Raw genomic sequence first — 16,121 nt, 5'->3', positions numbered from 1 at the left:
GCCGGCCTGATGCGCAACAGCTTCCGGCAGTCGATGGCGTGGCTGCACGCCTGGTCCGGCCTGATCGTCGGCTGGGTGCTGTTTTCGGTCTTCGTCACCGGGACCGCGAGCTATTACCGGCCCGAGATCTCGCGCTGGATGCGGCCGGAGCTCCACGCCGGTCCCGCGCTCGTCCCCGACGCGCTGGCGGCCTCGGTGGAGCGCGGCGTCGCCTACCTGCAGGCGCAGGCAGGTGGGGCGCGGTCGTGGTTCATCACGCCACCACGGCCGGACGTGCCCCTCCTCGAGCTGTTCTGGCGGACCGGCCCGGGCCAGCCGCCGAACCGGGTGTTCCTCGACCCGGCGACCGGGGTGCCGGCCGTCCTGCGGGACACCCGCGGCGGCGACTTCCTCTACCGCTTCCATTTCGAGCTGAACATGGCGCCCCTGTGGGGCCGCTGGATCGTCGGCATCTGCGCGATGATCATGCTGGTGGCGCTGATCTCGGGGATCATCACCCATCGGCGGATTTTTGCCGACTTCTTCACCTTCCGGCGGGACAAGTCCGCCCAGCGCGGCTGGCTCGACGCCCACAACGTCACGGGCGTGCTCGCCCTGCCGTTCCACCTGATGATCACCTATACGGGGCTGGTCACCCTGTCGTTCCTGTACATGCCGTGGGGCATGAACACGGCCTATCGAGGCGACACGCAGCGTTTCTTCGCCGAGGCCGGCCAGATCACCGCGCCGCGCCCGCCTGCAGGCCGGCCCGGCACGCTGGCCCCCGTCGGCCCGATGGTGCTGCGCGCCCTGGAGACGGTCTACGAGCCCCTGGAGCGGATCTCGATCGGCAACCCCAAGGATGCGAACGCCACCGTGGTGGTGGTGTTCGAGGAGCCCCGCGGGCTCTCGCACGAGCACCCGCAGGTCGCTTTCGACGGCGTCACCGGCGCCGTCCTGGAGGTCCGGGCGGGCGGGTTGAAGCCAGCGGCCAGGACCTTCACCACGATGGTCGGCCTGCACGAGGCGCATTTCGCCGGGCCGGCCCTGCGAATCCTGTTCTTCCTGTGCGGGCTTGCCGGCAGCGCCATGGTGGCCACGGGCCTGCTCCTGTGGTCGGTGGCCCGCCTGCCCAAGAAGGCCGGGACCGAGGCCGCGACCGAGGCCGGAATCGTGCCGCATCTGGGTTTGCGCCTGGTCCAGGGCCTCAACATCGCGACGATCGCCGGGCTGCCGGCGGCCATCGCGGGCTATTTCCTGGCGAACCGGATCTTGCCGGCGGGGATGCCCGACCGGGCGCTCTGGGAGATTCGCGGTTTCTTCGCCGTCTGGGTGCTGATCGCGATGGTCGGCTTGCTGCGTCCGCAGCGCCGCGCCTGGCCCGAAGTGCTGAGTGCGGCCGCCGCCCTCTATGCGGCGGCGGCTGTCGCCGATGCCTGGCGGATGCAGCGGGCCTTCGGCGCGGGCGACCCGGTCGAACCGCTGTTCGTCGGGGTCGACCTCGTCCTGCTCAGTCTCGCGGCCCTCCTGCGCTTCGCCGCCGGCAAGGCCGCGCGCTACGACGGCACCCGGCCTTCGCGCCCGCGCGGCGCATCCCGGCAGGCCTTGAGCGGTGCCGCCGCCGAGTGACCGGTGCGGACGGGTTTCGGGATTGCCGGGCGATCGCCCGGGCTTTCCCTTCAACCGCGCTCGGCCCCTGTGGGAAAGCGGCGCGCGAACCAGTCCCGCAGAAGCTGGCGCTCGTAATACAGGCCGCCGGTGGAGAAGCGCGGGTTGGACGTCAGCAGGAAGTTGATGTCCGTGACCGTGTCCTCCCCCTGCGCGACGATGCGGCCGCCCCGGCGCAGCACGTAGGCGAGGCGGATGCGCGGCGGCGTGGCGTCGGTCACGATGCGGACGCCGGTCGGCGAGGCGAAGCCCGACCGGTCGAACCCGGCGAGATCGATGTCGAGCACGGTGATGTCGAGGCGCTCGTCCGGGCGAAGCCGGGTCTTGCCCAGATCGACCAGGATTCGCGTCAGCTCGGCCAGCGTCACCCGGAGCGGCTGCCCCGAGGCGAAGCGGTTCTCCGCGTCGGTGAAGCGCTCCGGCGCCGCGTAGCGGACCTGCACCTCCGCGGCGGCTGGTCCGGCCGCCATCAGTATCCCAACCAAGACGAGGCCGGCCCAGCCTGCACCGTGTTTGCGCATGTCGAACCCACTGCCTCGGCTGTCGTGATCCGCGGTTGCGGCCGTGTGTCACCGCGGCGGCCTGCGGAACGCCAGGACCGGAGCGGGCGAGCCGCGCACAACAGCAAAACCCCTTGTCGGGCCTTCCGTTTCCGCGTTGCGCGCGACGATCGGATGGAGCCGCACGAATTCAGTCGCGCGCCGAAGCGTCCATAGTCTCGCCGCGTTCCGGGCGCCACCTGTCGTCACCAGCCCGCGAGGGCAGCCCTTCATGGGAGCGCGCACCGCTTGCTCAATTCTTTTCTGGCGATCCTCACCGTCATCGCGGTCCTGGCCCTCACGGCCCTGTTCAAGCTGCCGCTGCTGCCGTTCCGCCTAGCCGGTCGTCTGCTGCGGAGCCGTCCGGCGGTCGCCTGATCGGCCCACCCGGATCATCCCGCCGCGTCGATGGCGAATTCCATGCCGCGGCCCGGCCCCTGATCGGCATAGTCGATCAGCGCCAGACCGCGCTCGGCCAGCGTCTCCTCGACGATTGCGCGCTCCTTGCGCACCATCTGGCCGATTGCCAGGGGCGTGAGGCGCGGGCTCACCCGCCGCAGCTGGTCGACGCCGATGCTCGTCGGCGTGCCGTCGCTCTCGGCGATCCGGGCGAGCGCGAGGCCCAGATCCTTCGCCTTGGTCTCCGCGGCCGATTTCGGCTTGAACGCCATCTGTCTGTCTCCCTGAGTCCCTAGAGCCTCGTCCCGAAAGATCGCCGCCGGCTTTCGGAAACGACGATGCGCCTCAAAAGCCAGCGCATCGCGCCGGTTCCGATATCCGGCATGCTGCGCTTGCCGCTGCGTCTCAGGCGGCCTGCACATCCACGTTCACGTCGACGAACGCCCGGATCCAGACGCGCCGCCCCTTGGCATCGTAGGCCTCGACCTGCCAACCCGACCAGTCGAACCGCTCGACCCGCTCCATCAACCCGAGGGCGACCCGCTCGGCATGGACGCGCATCTGCGCCAAGGTCGGCAGGCGTCGGCCCTTCAGGTCGATCACCAGCTCATGCCCGTCCGTGCAGTGGAAGCGATAGAGCTTCGTCGGCATCGGCCGTTCCTCGATCAATCGACAGCCCTCCACTCCGGTTCGACGCCGCGGCACCGGGACAGACGACCGGCCTGACCGGACGCCATGTTCACTATATGTTCTATGTGAGGTGGGGACGCGATGCACCTGCAACCATACGAACCGTCTGTGGAGATTCGTCTCACCCAGCCGTTGCAGTTCCTGCGCGGGCAGGCGTGCCCTGCTGTCGTGGCCAGCCAGGACGCTTCGGATCGGTCGGGGTGGCATCCCCGTCCGCACGATCGGGACGGCCGTTCCTGAAGTACGGCTCACGGATGTGCCGAGCCGCGCCTGGGTCGGAATGTCTGAAGCCCCGGCTCTCCCGGAGAACCATCGCCCTGACCGTCGAAACGGGCAGGTTCCAGGTCGATCAATCTGCCCAACGGACACGCTGACGGCGGTCTACACCGCCGGCCCCACCGGGGATGAGCGCGCTCAGGCGGCTTGGCCCTTGCGCTTGGCCATGGACCCGGGCTGGCCCAGGCCGATCGCCTTGGCGAGGGCGGAGCGCTGCTCGGCGTAGCTCGGAGCGACCATGGGATAATCGGTCGGCAGACCGTAGCGCTCCCGGTAGCTCTGTGGGCTCAGGCCGTTGGCGGCCAGGTGCCGCTTGAGGGTCTTGTAGGTCTTGCCGTCGAGGAAGCTCACGATCCCGTCCGGCTGGACCGATTTGCGGATCTGGGCGGCGCTCGGCTTGTCGACGGCAGCCGGTGCAGTCGCGCCGGTCTCGACCGAAGCCGTGCCGGAGGCCAAGCCGGCGATCGCGCCGTATATCCGGGCGATCAGCGCCGGCAACTCTGTAGCCGGGACAGGATTTTTGGCGACGTAGGCAGCGACAAGATCAACCGTCAACTCGGTGAAGTTGGACGATTTCCCATAGGATGTGTCGTTCATATTCAGCCCCTCTCATCATGTGACTGCTCCTTGTTGTTTCGGGCCGACTTGCGATTCAACACGTTAAATTCGGCTTTCAACGTTATTCTGCTCGCACCAGCGGCTCCGCCGCCAGCATCGCAACATTCGGACACATCGAACGGAAAGCGGCCGGGACGCATGTCCCGGCCGCTGAAGGCGCGTTTATCGATTTTGTGGGCTGCGCTGGCCGATCCAGCGCGAACCCGTCTTTGCGCTCGGTCGCGCCCCTTGACCGATCAGAGGCTCGTGGTGCCGGGATAAGACCGCACGCGGTTCCGGCCGTCCGTCGGGCCGGCGGCGACGGTTCCGGCGGCGGGGGCCGGCGCCTCCCAGCCATCGGCACGCCACGCGCTGGTCTTCTGATCGAGATCGACCGAGCCGTGCTGCTCCAGAACGTCCATCACCATCGGCACCATCGTGGTGCGCGCTTCGTCGACGCGAACGGTGACGAGCGTCCCGCCGCGGCGCACGCCCTCGCCGTAGGCATGGGCATCGGTCTCGCTGACGCCAGCGCCGGTGAGGGCCCCGCCCAGGCCGCCTGCCGCGGCACCGATGCCGGCACCGGTCAGGGTGGCGACGAGCCAACCAGCCGCCACGACCGGGCCGACGCCCGGGATCGCGATCAGGCCGAGACCCGCCAGAAGGCCGGCCGCGCCGCCGACCACGGTGCCGAGCGTGGCTCCGGTGCCGGTCCCGTCCTTGGCCTTCTCCTTGGTGTCCTCGCTGATGTGGGTCCCGTCCGTACCGGTGCGACCGGCGTGGCGATCGCCCTCGTTGTTGCTGACGATGCTGATGTCACCGTGCGGAATGCCGCCGGCCTCAAGCTTGCCGACAGCCGTGCTGGCATCCTCGTACCGATCGTAGAGGGCCGTAATGGTTTGCTGAGCCATGAAAAATCTCCTTGGTGAAGGTCAGGGGATCACTGGGCCGACACGTTGCCCTTGAAATCGAGGCCGACGTTGACCTGCTTGCCGCCATGCATGGCGGTGCCGCGCCAGATGCCGTCACCGTCCTTCATGAGATTCTTGGCGTCCGCGTAGCCGGACTTCTCGAGCCGCGCGCGCGCCTCACCCTCGGTGAAGCTGTTGGCGCCCTTCTCGAGCTGGACGTTGGTATGGGCAGCGGCGCCGGTGCCGTTGGGCGTCATCTTGTCGGTGTTCGGCCGGGTGACGCTCTCCTGCCCACCGGATTGCTGGCTCGTCTTCGCGTCGGGGGCCGCCGGCGTGCCCGTCACGGTGGTCTGCGCGAAGGCGCTCGATCCAGACAGCGTGGCGACAAGAAGGGCGGCGATGGTGGTACGCATGATGGGCTCCGTCGATCATTCCGGACCCCATCAATCCCCCCGATCCATGATACGTTCCATTCAATTGGTATTTACAGACCAAGCCTTACGTTTTCTGGCCTGGATTATATTTAGTTCCGGAAAATTCATTCCTGAACATCCGCCGAATAAAAGCGGCTCTTAAAAAACATCGTTCGTTCGACCGCCGTACTCCGGAGTTAGCCGGGGGCGTCCCCCCGGAGCGCATCCCGACATCGCCTTCCGGTCGGTTCCCGCGAAGGTCGGCAGCCGGATGGGATCGGTCAGCCGGCGCCGTAGCCGCCCTTGCGGTTGTCCGGCCGGGGCACGGGCGGGCGCGTATCGTAGCCGCCGCTCTCCGGCGCCGCCTCGTCCGGCGCCTCGGGGTTGCCCGGGGCATGCGGGCCGCTGCCGCCGGCAGTCGGGTCAGGCGTCTTCACCGCGCCCGCCGGCCGCCCCGGCGGCACCGTTCCAAGGGCTTCGCGTGCCGCGTCGACATCCTGTCCCATCTGATCCTCCCGGGTGGTCCGTGGAGGGCCAAGACGATAGGGCCGCGGCATGTTCCCGGATCTCGGGCGCAGGCGCCGTCGTGATCGTCCGGGATCGGGGCGGTTCAGCGCACGCGGCCGGTCCGGGCGATCGCGCGACCGAGGCTCATCAGCAGCACATCCGCGGCGGCGCGAACCTCGGCCGGCGTGTCGGCGTCGAGGGTCCGCTTCAGCGCGATGGCCAGATCGGCGGCCCGTTCCAGGGGATCGACCGGCGCCATCAGGTTGCTGAACACGTAGCGCTCGCCGCCCGGATGCTGAAGCTCGATGATGTCGATGATGACGCCGCGGCAGCGGACCGGACGCCCATTCGGATCCTCGAACGTGCGCCCACGGCTGAGCAGCCACCGCACCGTGCCGTCCGGGGCGATGACCCGGTACTCGGCAATCACCAGGCCGCTGGTCCGCGATGCCTGTTGGATCTGCTCGATCAGCCACGCATGGTCGGCCGGATGCACCGTGGACATGGCGGCGTTGCCGCTCAACTCGGTCTCGGCCAGATCGGGATCGCCGGCGAGCAAGCGCGCCGCGCAGGCATCGTACACGACCACGTGGCGGACGATGTCCCAGTCCCAGACGCCGACCACGCACGAGTCTTCCAGTGCAGCACGGAGCTGGTCGTGCGGTTCACGGAAGCCGCCGGTCGCGTTGACCGGCGTCTTCGAGCGCTGTCCCATCGTAGCCATCCCGCTTGGTCGCGTCAGGGCGATTTGGTGCGCGAGCGTACCATTTCATCCGGGAACCTGTCGGAAATTTCATGATCGGATCGGGGGGCCTTCGCGTCGCAGGACGGTTGGAACGACAGGCCGTCGCTGCTTCGCCCGCACAACCGAACCCGAGCCGCGCAGAACCGATCATGGGTGACGATTCCAAACCGTCGCGCCCGGAGAACCGGGCCACCGCCTTCGGCAGCCCTCTGGGTGAGATCGCACGCGCGCTGGGTGTGCCGGTCTCCAGCTTCTTCGCATCGGGCACGGGCGCCGCGGGACCGATGGCGGGCACCGACCCCGACGGTACCGTCCTCCTCGATCTCGTGCGCTCCTACCTGCTGCGCGTCAGCCCGGAGACGCGCAGGCGCTTCGTCGCCCATGTGCAGGCCTTGGCGGAAACCCTGCCCCGGTAGAGCGCGCAGCGCCTCGGATCACACGTCGCGATGTCTCGGATAGCGGCCGGCCCGGCCGTGCCCCTCAGGGCAGCGTCCGGGCCTGGGCCGCAGCGATCTGCATGAGCTCGGCCGTGCTGCCGACGCCGAGCTTGCAGCGCAGCGCGGCGGTGGCGTTCACGACGCTGCGGTAGTTGAGCGTCAGGATGTCGGCGATCTCGTCGTAGGATTTGCCCTTCCCGATCAGCACCAGGATCTGCATCTCGCGACTGCTCAGATTCGCCAGCGGCAGGTCGCGCGCGCCGGCATTCAGCATCGCGATCTCGATAGCGATGTCGTGGGGCAGGTAGGAGCGGCCATTGGTGACCGCCTCCAGCGCGTCCAGGAAGGACGCGGCGGGCGTATCCTTGAGCACGAAGCCCAGAGCCCCGCATTCCAGGACGCGGGCGACGATGACCGGGTCGCGATGCATGCTCAGCGCGAGGATCCGCGCCCCGGGCTCCAGCGCGCGGATCCGGCGGATCAGCGACAGGCCGGACAGGCCGTCGTCCCGGAAGCTCAGGTCGGTCACCACCACGGACGGCCGGTGGCGGTGGAACGTGCGATAGGCGCCGACGATGTCGCGCGCCTCGTGGACGCGCGCGATCCCGGCTTCCTCGGCCAGGAGCCGGAAGCCCTGGAGAACAATCGGATGGTCGTCGACGATCAGGAGGTCGCGCGGCCGGGCGGACCGCCGGGACATGGGCTCGACCCGACGCAGTGCGGCGCTCATCGGGAGGCCCTCATGGGGTTTCCCCATCGCCGGCGAGCGGCGCGAACCGGTCGGCGAGCAGCGCCAGGGCGGCGGCATGGTCGATACCGCGGGCGCGGGTGTTGAAGTAATGCTGGCACATCTCCCCATAGAGGCTCTTGTGGCGGCCGCGTCGGGCCGCGACGGTGCTGAACCCGGTCAGCAGCAGCGCGTATCGTTCCGTCTTGCCGATCTCGGCCAGCATCAGCCCGAGCTGGGCCGTGCGGTTGGCGATCATGCGCGGATCCTCGATGAAGCCGCCCTTGGCCTCCGCCAGGGCGTCCTGCATCGTCCGGACGGGTTCGGACCCGGCCGGCAGCGGGTGGCCGACCTCCCGACCGGCGAGCCACCGGCCCGGGTCGGTCCCGTCGGTGGGCGACAGCCAGGCCGGAAGCTCGCTCTCCGAGGTCCGCGCCACGACGGCCTGGCCCTCCTCGGAGCCCGGTTCCTGGGGCCGGTCGCAGGCGGCGAGCAACAGGCTGCCGAGCATCTGGCCGGCGAGGATCAGGCTGGCGAGCCGCCGCGTCATCCGCCGGCCTCCGCCGAAACCGGCGCCGTCTGGGCCGCCACGAGGGTGCGCGGCCCCTCGGGCACCGGGATCCGGCCCGTCTCCGTCCGGGCCGCGAGGTCGACCACGGAGACGTCGTCGGAGAACCAGTTTGCCACGTAGGCGAGGCCTTCGAGGATCGCCACGCCCTCGGGATAGCGGCCGACCGGCACCGTGGCGGCGACCGTGAGGGTGTCGGCATCGACGATCGAGACGGTGCCGGCATGCTGGTTGGTGACGACCACGCGCCGCCCGTCCGGGCTGACGGCGACGCCGTAGGGGCTCGCCCCGACCGGCAGCGTCGCGACGGGCTTGAGCGCACCCGCGTCGATGACGGTGAGGTCGTTGCTGCGCACGTTGGCGACGTAGACCCGGTCGCGGACCGGATCGTGGGCCAGGGCGAAGGGTCCGTCGCCGACCGGGATGCCGGCGATCCGCACCATCCGGGCGGTGTCGACCACGCCGACGCTGCGGCCCTCGCGCTCGGCCACGTAGAGCCGGCCGTTGGCGCCGAGGGTGAGCCCGGCCGGGTCGGGCCCGACCGCGACCTCGGCGGCGGCCGCGACGGTCTCCGCCGAGAGGCGCAGCACCCGGTTGCCGGACCAGTCACCGACATAGAGAAAGCGCCAGCCCGGGTCCGCCGCGAGCCCGAAGGGCTGGCCGGGGACAGGCCATTGCAGTGTCGGTCCGTCGGCGGCGATCACCGTGATCGCGCGGCCGTCCGGATGACTGAGATAGAGCCGCCCTCCGGGACCGGCGGCGACCACGGCCGGGGACGGCGCCACAGCGACCTCGGCGGCGGGTGCGCCGTCCGGCCGCTCGATCCGGCTGGCGCGGGCGCCCTGCTGGCTCGCGACCCAGACGGAACCCGCATCCGCCGGCCCGACGGCAAGCGCGAGACCGGCGAGCCCGAAAAGGCGCCGCGCGCGCCTCATCGCTGCGGCCCGCTCTCCAGCTTCGCCTTCAAGCCCTTGAGGCCCTCGGAGAAGTAGCGGTTCATCGCCTCCTTGCCGGCGGCGTCGCTCAGATTCTCGGGCGGCTCGTTGCCGGTATCGCCCCGGTAGAAGCGGCCCATCCACTCGACCTTCGCCCCCTCGCCGTCCGGCGTCACCGTGAGGGTCGCGGAGTAGGACGAGACCGGCAAGGCGTCGAGATCGGGGTCGGACATGCGGTACGAGTAGGTCCGCTCCGCCCCCTTCCACTCGTCGAGCCCCTCGACCAGGGTGCCGCCGCGCTTCAGCGTGACCTTGCGGACGGCGCCCGCGCCGTCGCCCCCTGTGGCCTCGACCTTGGCCACGTCCGGATGCCAGGCGCCGATGCCGCCGAACGGCCCGACCACCTTCCAGACCGCGTCCGGGGTCGCCCGGATGGTGATGGTCTGATCGATTTTTTGGGGGGTTGGCCCGTGAGCCAAGGCCGTGCCGGCGGCGAACAGGATGGCGAGGCTGGTGAGGACGCGACGCATGATCAGGCTTTCCGGAAACGCAAACGGTGGGTGGTGGTGAACGGGGTGATGCGGCGGCCCAGCCCGCACAGGGGCGCCGCCAGCAGGACGCCGAGCACGAGGGCGAGCGCCAGGGCGCCGAGCGCGGGGCGCGGGTCGATCCGGCCCGGCAGCGGACGCGGCGTCCCGGCCTCGATCAGGGGCCGGTCGAGCCCGCCCGGCCCGTCGAGATGCGCGTAGGCGAGGCCCGTGACCGCGGCGAGCTGCTTCAGGTGCCCCTCGCGTACCGACGAGAGGTGCTCGCTGCCCTGCGCGGCGGCGGCGCCGAACGGGGCGTTGCGCGGATTGTAGCCGGCGCGGGATTCGGCGTCGGCCGGTGGCGGCCCGAACCGGTTCTCCTGCTGCACGTCCGTCTCGGCGAAAAAACCGCTCTCGCGGCCGCGATCGTCGAATTTCGGGATCGGCGACAGGCCGTAGGCGCCGGCGCCGACGATCAGGCCCCGGACCGCCCCCGGCCTGCCCTCGAAGGGCGGGACTTGCCCGGCGGGGAGCGGCGGCGTTTCCTGGCCATCGGTGACGAACAGCAGGTCCGTCCCGAGCCCGGCCGCCATCTCCACCGCCCGGTAGAGGCCGGCGCTGATCCGGCTGTCCCCCTCCCAGGCCATCCGCCAGTCGAGCGCTGCCAGGGCGCCGTCGAGCGGCGCGAACTCGGCGCAGACCTCCACGGGCTCGAACAGCAGGAACGGCTTCCGCTCGGTGAACAGCGCCAGTGCGATCCGCGACCCGCAGGGCAGGTCCGCCACCAGCCGGCGCAGGGCCGCCTTGGCGATCTCCAGCCGGCTCGCCGGGCGGCCGTCGACGGCGTAGTCGCGCACGTTCATCGAGCCGGTGATGTCCACCACCGCCAGCACCGCGACGCCCGCGCGGGTCACCTTCAGGGCCGGCACCACCAGGGCGGCGATCACCAGGGCCAGGGCGAGGGCCAAGGCCTGGAAGCGCCGCCCGCGCAGGTTGCGCGCGAGCGGCAGGCCTTCCAGAATCGTTTGCCGGCTCATGGGCCACCTCGCGGCTGCCCCGGGATGTCGGTCCAGATCTGCTTCGGCTCGGCGCGCATCTCGTCGCCGCTGGCGCGATCGAATTCCGGGAAGTCGCGGATCAGCCGGGAGGCGACGTCGAGGTTGAACTTCGCGTTCCAAAACTCCGGCCGGTCCCGGAGGGCGCGGCGATAATCCTGCCGGGCCAGGGTCACCTGCGGGCCGGCCTTGTCGAGGGCGCCGCGGGTCAGAAGCCCGAAAGCCTCGCGCATCCGGGCGTTGGCGACGCGGTAGCGCGCACGGGACGCGGCGTCGGCGGCCGCCGCCCGGTCGAGGGCGGCGACCAGGGGCTCGGTCTCCTCCAGCTGCCCGTGCCCGGCGAGGTAGCCGATCCGCGCCACCAGGACAGGCGCCGGCGCCCCGGTCCCGACGTCGAGATCCGTGCCAGCTTCGAGCGCCGCGATGCTCCGGTTGGCCGAATCCGCCCGCCAGGCGGACACGCCGAAGCCCAAGGCCGTGAGGCCGAGCAGCACCGGCAGGGCGAGGAGGAGCCGCGGCCGAGGCCGGCCCCAGAGGCGGGGACCGGACTTACGCATGGCTGGACGCGGCACGGATGTCCTCTCGCGTGCGGGCGACCGGGCTCAGGGATCGGGCTTCGGATCCTCCCCGGCTGAAAAGGTGACGAGCTCCGGAGAGGGCGGGCGCCCTCCCTCCCCCCTCTGCGGGGGAGGGAGGCCCCCGAAGGGGGTCGGGAGAGGGGCAGCGCGACGATGCAGGATGGATCAGGCGTCGCGACCTCTCCGGCACCGTCGCTCCCCTCTCCCGACCCCTGCTGACGCAGAGGCCACCCTCCCCCGCAGAGGGGGGAGGGAGAGGCGCGTGTCCTTGATCGTTGCCCTCTTCCGTCAAAGATGTGGGCACCCCGCAGTCCACACGCATGATCGATCCCCAGTCGGCACGGGATCGGCAGGAGAGGAGCGCACGCCGCGTTCCGCATGGAACCGAGCGCCGTGGCACGCGGCGCAGGCCCAGGAGGATACCGGACCGCATCATCATGCCGCCCTCCGGATATCCGGCGCGGGCGCACGCTCCGGCACGGCGACACCCGCGACCCGAGCCGCCAAAAAATCTGCCTCGGCGAGGGCCGCCAGGACGAGCAAGAAAAGCCCGAGCCCGGCGAGCGCGTAGGCGAACCCGGTCAGGTCGCGGCGGGGGCGCGGCTCGGTATAGGGGATCGGGTTGCGCTCCAGGGCGGCGATCTGTGCGATGGCGTCGGCAACCGCAGGGGCCCCTTCGGCCTCGAAGGCCCGGTAGGGCACGCCGAGGCTCTTGAAGAACAGGTCGAGATGGCGCTCTGGGGCGGCCTGGGGGGTGTCCTCCCCGGCCGGCCGGTCGTGGATCGAGGGCGAGCCCTTGGTGCGCAGGAACAGCCAGTACAGGGTCGGGTGCAGCTTGGTGAAAGCGGCGCGCAGGGCATCCTGCACCCGCGGGTCGATCACCGCGGCCCCGTCCGAGATGAACAGCAGGACCCGGGAGCCGCTGCTCTCCGGGGCGAATTGCGACAGCGCCATCGCGAGGCCGCGGGCGACGTTGGTGTAGTCGAGGCCGGGCCGGTCGATCGCCGCGATGGCGGCGCGCACGGCCGCATGCCGGTCGGTCATCGGCATGACCAGCATCGGCGCAGTGGAGAAGGCCGTGACCGCGAACAGGTCGTGCGCCCGGGCGCCGACGAAATCGGCCAGCAGGCGCCGGGAGGCGGCGGCCTTCGATTCCTCCGCGCCCGAGGGCTGCCGCCCCGCGAAGGTCTCGTTCATGCTGCCGGACCGGTCGATCAGCATCGAGATCGGGGCGCCGATGCCGATGCGGGTCACCGGCGCGCCGGCGCCGTAGGGGCCGGCCAGCGCCACCACCAGGCCACTGACCGCGAGCACACCCGCGCCCCGCAGCAGCCAGGCGATCCAGCGGGAGGCCGGATCGGCCGGGGCCGCGGCGACGGCCGAGACCGCGGCCCGCCGGCGCCCGGAGGCGAAGAGGGGCAGCAGCGCCAGCGGCAACAGCCACAGCCAGGCGGGCGATGCGACCCCGAGCGATCCGACCGTCATCGCTCAGGCCTCCCGCTCGGCGGCGGCGAGCCGACGCAGGCCGGACTCGACCTCGGACCAGGGCAGGCTCGCCCGGGCGGCCTCGATCTCGCGGCCGAAGAAGGCCCGGCGCGAGGCGTCGAAGAACCTGGCCAGCGCCGGACCCTCCCGGCGGAAGGCCGGATGCCGGTCGAGGAAGGCCGGGAGGTCGTCGGCCAGCACCCGGCCGCCGTCGGTCTCGTCGAGGCCGCGATGGATCAGGCGTAGGGCCTCGCGGTAGCCGCCCTCGCCCCCGCGGCCCAACCGGCGCACCGCCCGGGCGGCCCTGGCGAAGGGGCGCCCGGGCCTCGCGAACCAGCCGCGATCATAGCCGAGGGCGGCCAGCGCCAGCACGGCGGCCCCGAGGGCGACGAGGGCGGCCCGCAGGTCCGGCACCGGGTCGAGCCGGGGGACGCGCCCGTCCGGCCGCAGATACTCGGCCGGGTCGTCGTGCTTCTCAGGCTGGACCTCCCGCAGGGGCGAGACGCCGAGCGACCAGCCGGGAATCTCGGCCTTGGCCGAAGTGGTACCGCCGGCGGCCGCGCTCTCCAGCGACACGGAAAAGCCCGGGATCGCGACCTGGCGGGCATCGAGCGCCGCGTAGAAGCTCTGGTAGGTGAGGTGCAGCCGGACCCGGCCGGGGCTCTCCTCGACGGTGATGTCCCGCAGGTCGAGCCAGTAGGTCAGCGGCCCCGGCGCCGGCAGGGAGGCGCGCTGCAGGCTGAAACCGGGATCGACCGCGATGTCGGCCTGGGCCCGCACCAGGTCGCCCAGAAAATACCCGAAGGCGCGGGGCACCCGCACCTCGACGGAGCGCACCTGCGCCAGAGCGGCGCCGGCCTGAGAAAGGAGCGCGCAGCAGGCCAAGATCATGAGATTCCGAAGAGCGAAGCCCTTCGGCGGGGTATCGGGGCGGAGCCCTGATGCCTGGGGCTGTGCCCGATCGCAGGGCTCCGCCCTGCACCCGCAAAAGGTCTCGGACCTTTTGAAACCGGGACTTTTGGTGTGCGCCCCCGTCATCTCAGGTCGCCAGCAGGTGGCGGGTGAGCGCCTGGGCGTTGAAGCGGTCGACCAGGTGGAACGGGGCCCGGGCCGAGGACGCGGCGGCGAGGCTGCGCAGGGCGTCGCGCCGGGCCTGCTCCCGGGCGATCCAGCGCCGCTTCAGGGCCGGGCGCAGGAAGACGAGGCGGCGGCCCGCGCCTTCGAGATCGTCGAGCTCGACGAGGCCCCAATCCGGCAGGCCGGCATCCTCGGCGCTGTCGGCGAGCAGCACCGGGACCGTGTCGTGGAGCGCCAGCGCCGCGAAGACCTGCCCGATCAGGGCCTGCGGCCAGCGGAAATCGGAGACCAGGAAGACCAGCCGCGGCCGGCCGAACAGCAGGCGCGCGGCCTCCAGCAGCCCCTCGGCGCCGGTGGCCTCGCAGCGCGCCGCCGCGATCCGCTCGGCCATGGCGAGGGCCGGCCCGCGTCGGCGGGTGGCCGGCAGGTAGAGATCCGCCCGGACGGCGCGGTCGCAGCCGATCACCCCCAACCCGTCGCCGATCCGGGTCGCCGAGGCCGCGAGCCCGGCGCAGAGGTCGGCCGCGAGACGCAGACGGTCGCCGGCGCCCTGGAAGCGCATCGAGGCCGAGAGATCGATCAGCGCCCAGACCTCGACGGCGTTGCGCATCTCGAAGCGCCGGACATGCACGCCCTCGAACGGGTCGCGCAGGCTGGCGCGCAGGTCGATCCGGCGGGCATCCGGCAGGGTCAGGAACGGGACCTGGTCCCGGAACGTGCCCAGCCCACCGGCCTCCTGGCCGCGATGCGCCCCGAACCGACGCCCCCTCGGGCGCCAGCGCGGCAGGTAGATGATGTCGGCCGAGGGCGCCCCGGTCATGGGGCCGGCACCGTCTCGAACACCGCCCGGCACAGGTCCGGGACGATCTCGCCGCGGCGCATCTCGTGCACCGGCTCTAGGAAGATGCGGTGCGCCATCACCTCGGGGAAAACCGCGCGGACATCCTCCGGGACGAGCCAGTCCCGCCCCTCCAGCCACGCCCGCACCCGGGCGGCCCGGACCAGGAAGGCGAGGCCGCGCGGCGAGGCGCCGCCCTGGACCAGAGTCGCCATGTCGATCCCGGAGAGCCGGATCCCGGCCTCCGCCGGGCGCACCAGCGCGTCCCAGAGCCCGACCACGTAGGTCTCGATCTCCGGCGACGCCTGGATCGCCACCTGGATCGAGGCCGCGATGGCGCCGAGGCGGGCCTGGTCGAGCACGCCCTCGGCAACCGCGCCGATCAGCCGGTCGGTGTCGTGGAAGCGCGGATCGAACACCAGCGCGCGCCGGGCCTCCGCGTCCCGCGGAGCATCCATCCCGATCTCCATCAGGAAGCGGTCGCGGGCGGCGGCGGGCAGCTCGAAGGTCTCCTCGCGCTCGACCCGGTTGCGATCAGCGAAGACCTGGAGGTTGGGAAACCGGTACTCCCGGGCGAAGGCCGTGACGCTGCGCTCGGCCATGATCCGCAGGAGCAGGGCATGGACCTGCGGCCGCGCCCGGTTGATCTCGTTGAAGAAGAACACCGCCAGGTCTTCGGCCCGGCGCAGGACCGGCCCCGGCTCGACCCGGGGGCGGCCGTCCTCGGCCAGATAGGTGTGATAGATCAGGTCGGTCGGCATCATGTCGACCGTGCCCTCGACGCGCTCGTAGGCGCCGCCGAGCGCCCGGGCGACCGCGCGCAGCAGCGTGGTCTTGCCGACGCCGACATCGCCCTCCAGCATGACGTGGCCGCGGGCGAAGATCGCCGTGGTGACGAGGCGGATGATCCGCGCCTGGCCGACCACCGCCTTGGCGACCTCCGCCTCGAAGCGGGCGGCCGAGGCCCGCCAATCGGTGAGCTTGGCGTCGCCGGGATGGAGCGTGTTCATCGCGCTGGTTCCGGGACATGGCGGCCGACCTCAGGGAGAGACCGGACCGAGGTGCGCGACCGGCTGGGCAGCGCGCGGTGCAGCGAAGACCGGAAGCCTGTCGACTGCCGGCTTCCTATCCTCGACCTCATCCTGAGGTGCTTCCGCGAGGCGGAAGCCT

General features: G+C 71.4%; 21 protein-coding genes. 3 read left to right on the top strand and 18 right to left on the bottom strand.

Annotation, left to right across the window (positions count from 1 at the left end; translation table 11 throughout):
* Positions 1–9 precede the first annotated feature (9 nt).
* A complete protein-coding gene (locus AO398_RS09285; protein ID WP_058191760.1) occupies positions 10–1,608 on the top strand; it encodes a PepSY-associated TM helix domain-containing protein in 1,599 nt (532 codons plus the stop codon).
* A 50-nt stretch (positions 1,609–1,658) separates the two neighbouring features.
* On the opposite strand, the gene AO398_RS09280 is transcribed toward AO398_RS09285, so the two are convergent.
* Entirely contained in the window at positions 1,659–2,117 is a 459-nt protein-coding gene (locus AO398_RS09280) for a DUF3016 domain-containing protein (RefSeq protein ID WP_243960356.1), read from the bottom strand.
* A 318-nt stretch (positions 2,118–2,435) separates the two neighbouring features.
* Between AO398_RS09280 and AO398_RS29670 the strand changes: the two genes are divergently transcribed.
* Positions 2,436–2,564 (top strand): hypothetical protein, encoded by a 129-nt coding sequence (locus AO398_RS29670; RefSeq protein ID WP_279596917.1) that lies wholly within the window; start codon positions 2,436–2,438, stop codon positions 2,562–2,564.
* 14 nt (positions 2,565–2,578) lie between these two features.
* On the opposite strand, the gene AO398_RS09275 is transcribed toward AO398_RS29670, so the two are convergent.
* The 7 genes from AO398_RS09275 to AO398_RS09245 all read right to left on the bottom strand — a co-directional run bounded on the left by AO398_RS09275 (position 2,579) and on the right by AO398_RS09245 (position 6,694).
* Positions 2,579–2,857, bottom strand: a complete 279-nt coding sequence (locus tag AO398_RS09275) for a hypothetical protein (RefSeq protein WP_058191758.1) — start codon at positions 2,855–2,857, stop codon at positions 2,579–2,581.
* Between the two features lie 133 nt (positions 2,858–2,990).
* Positions 2,991–3,236: a hypothetical protein gene (locus AO398_RS09270; RefSeq protein WP_058191829.1), complete on the bottom strand. Its 246-nt coding sequence runs from the start codon at positions 3,234–3,236 to the stop codon at positions 2,991–2,993.
* Positions 3,237–3,689: 453 nt separating this feature from the next.
* On the bottom strand, positions 3,690–4,148 hold the full coding sequence (locus tag AO398_RS09265) for a MucR family transcriptional regulator (protein WP_058191757.1): 459 nt from the start codon (positions 4,146–4,148) through the stop codon (positions 3,690–3,692).
* Positions 4,149–4,405: 257 nt separating this feature from the next.
* Positions 4,406–5,059, bottom strand: a complete 654-nt coding sequence (locus tag AO398_RS09260) for a hypothetical protein (RefSeq protein WP_058191756.1) — start codon at positions 5,057–5,059, stop codon at positions 4,406–4,408.
* A 29-nt stretch (positions 5,060–5,088) separates the two neighbouring features.
* Positions 5,089–5,472 carry a hypothetical protein gene (locus tag AO398_RS09255; protein ID WP_058191755.1) on the bottom strand — a complete coding sequence of 128 codons (384 nt, stop codon included), beginning with the start codon at positions 5,470–5,472 and terminating at the stop codon, positions 5,089–5,091.
* 281 nt (positions 5,473–5,753) lie between these two features.
* Positions 5,754–5,978, bottom strand: a complete 225-nt coding sequence (locus AO398_RS09250) for a hypothetical protein (RefSeq protein ID WP_058191754.1) — start codon at positions 5,976–5,978, stop codon at positions 5,754–5,756.
* A gap of 104 nt (positions 5,979–6,082) precedes the next feature.
* On the bottom strand, positions 6,083–6,694 hold the full coding sequence (locus tag AO398_RS09245; RefSeq protein WP_058191753.1) for a PAS domain-containing protein: 612 nt from the start codon (positions 6,692–6,694) through the stop codon (positions 6,083–6,085).
* Positions 6,695–6,873: 179 nt separating this feature from the next.
* Here AO398_RS09245 and AO398_RS09240 point away from each other — a divergent pair, with 179 nt between their 5' ends.
* The gene (locus tag AO398_RS09240) at positions 6,874–7,140 is read left to right on the top strand and encodes a hypothetical protein (protein WP_058191752.1); all 267 of its coding nucleotides are present in this window, start codon (positions 6,874–6,876) and stop codon (positions 7,138–7,140) included.
* A 64-nt stretch (positions 7,141–7,204) separates the two neighbouring features.
* On the opposite strand, the gene AO398_RS09235 is transcribed toward AO398_RS09240, so the two are convergent.
* From AO398_RS09235 to AO398_RS09190, 10 genes are all read right to left on the bottom strand, one after another.
* Positions 7,205–7,891, bottom strand: a complete 687-nt coding sequence (locus tag AO398_RS09235) for a response regulator transcription factor (RefSeq protein WP_058191751.1) — start codon at positions 7,889–7,891, stop codon at positions 7,205–7,207.
* A 10-nt stretch (positions 7,892–7,901) separates the two neighbouring features.
* Positions 7,902–8,438 carry a hypothetical protein gene (locus AO398_RS09230; RefSeq protein ID WP_058191750.1) on the bottom strand — a complete coding sequence of 179 codons (537 nt, stop codon included), beginning with the start codon at positions 8,436–8,438 and terminating at the stop codon, positions 7,902–7,904.
* Entirely contained in the window at positions 8,435–9,391 is a 957-nt protein-coding gene (locus AO398_RS09225; protein WP_058191749.1) for a YncE family protein, read from the bottom strand. Before AO398_RS09225 ends, AO398_RS09230 begins: the two co-directional genes overlap by 4 nt.
* Positions 9,388–9,921, bottom strand: coding sequence for an SRPBCC family protein (locus tag AO398_RS09220; RefSeq protein ID WP_058191748.1), 534 nt, complete (start codon positions 9,919–9,921; stop codon positions 9,388–9,390). Before AO398_RS09220 ends, AO398_RS09225 begins: the two co-directional genes overlap by 4 nt.
* Positions 9,922–9,923: 2 nt before the next feature.
* A complete protein-coding gene (locus AO398_RS09215) occupies positions 9,924–10,955 on the bottom strand; it encodes a vWA domain-containing protein (protein ID WP_058191747.1) in 1,032 nt (343 codons plus the stop codon).
* A complete protein-coding gene (locus AO398_RS09210) occupies positions 10,952–11,530 on the bottom strand; it encodes a hypothetical protein (protein WP_058191746.1) in 579 nt (192 codons plus the stop codon). The genes AO398_RS09215 and AO398_RS09210 overlap by 4 nt, the downstream gene beginning before the upstream one ends.
* 456 nt (positions 11,531–11,986) lie before the next feature.
* Complete coding sequence (locus tag AO398_RS09205; protein WP_058191745.1) at positions 11,987–13,036, bottom strand: vWA domain-containing protein; 1,050 nt, start codon at positions 13,034–13,036, stop codon at positions 11,987–11,989.
* Positions 13,037–13,039: 3 nt separating this feature from the next.
* The gene (locus AO398_RS09200; RefSeq protein ID WP_058191744.1) at positions 13,040–13,927 is read right to left on the bottom strand and encodes a hypothetical protein; all 888 of its coding nucleotides are present in this window, start codon (positions 13,925–13,927) and stop codon (positions 13,040–13,042) included.
* A gap of 148 nt (positions 13,928–14,075) precedes the next feature.
* The gene (locus AO398_RS09195; RefSeq protein ID WP_058191743.1) at positions 14,076–14,933 is read right to left on the bottom strand and encodes a DUF58 domain-containing protein; all 858 of its coding nucleotides are present in this window, start codon (positions 14,931–14,933) and stop codon (positions 14,076–14,078) included.
* Positions 14,930–15,961, bottom strand: a complete 1,032-nt coding sequence (locus tag AO398_RS09190) for a MoxR family ATPase (protein WP_058191742.1) — start codon at positions 15,959–15,961, stop codon at positions 14,930–14,932. The genes AO398_RS09195 and AO398_RS09190 overlap by 4 nt, the downstream gene beginning before the upstream one ends.
* Positions 15,962–16,121: the final 160 nt, after the last annotated feature.

Source organism: Methylobacterium sp. GXS13, assembly GCF_001455965.1.
Lineage (GTDB): Bacteria > Pseudomonadota > Alphaproteobacteria > Rhizobiales > Beijerinckiaceae > Methylobacterium.
Note: the sequence above shows the minus strand (reverse complement) of the source record. Positions and strands in the feature narration are given on the sequence as shown.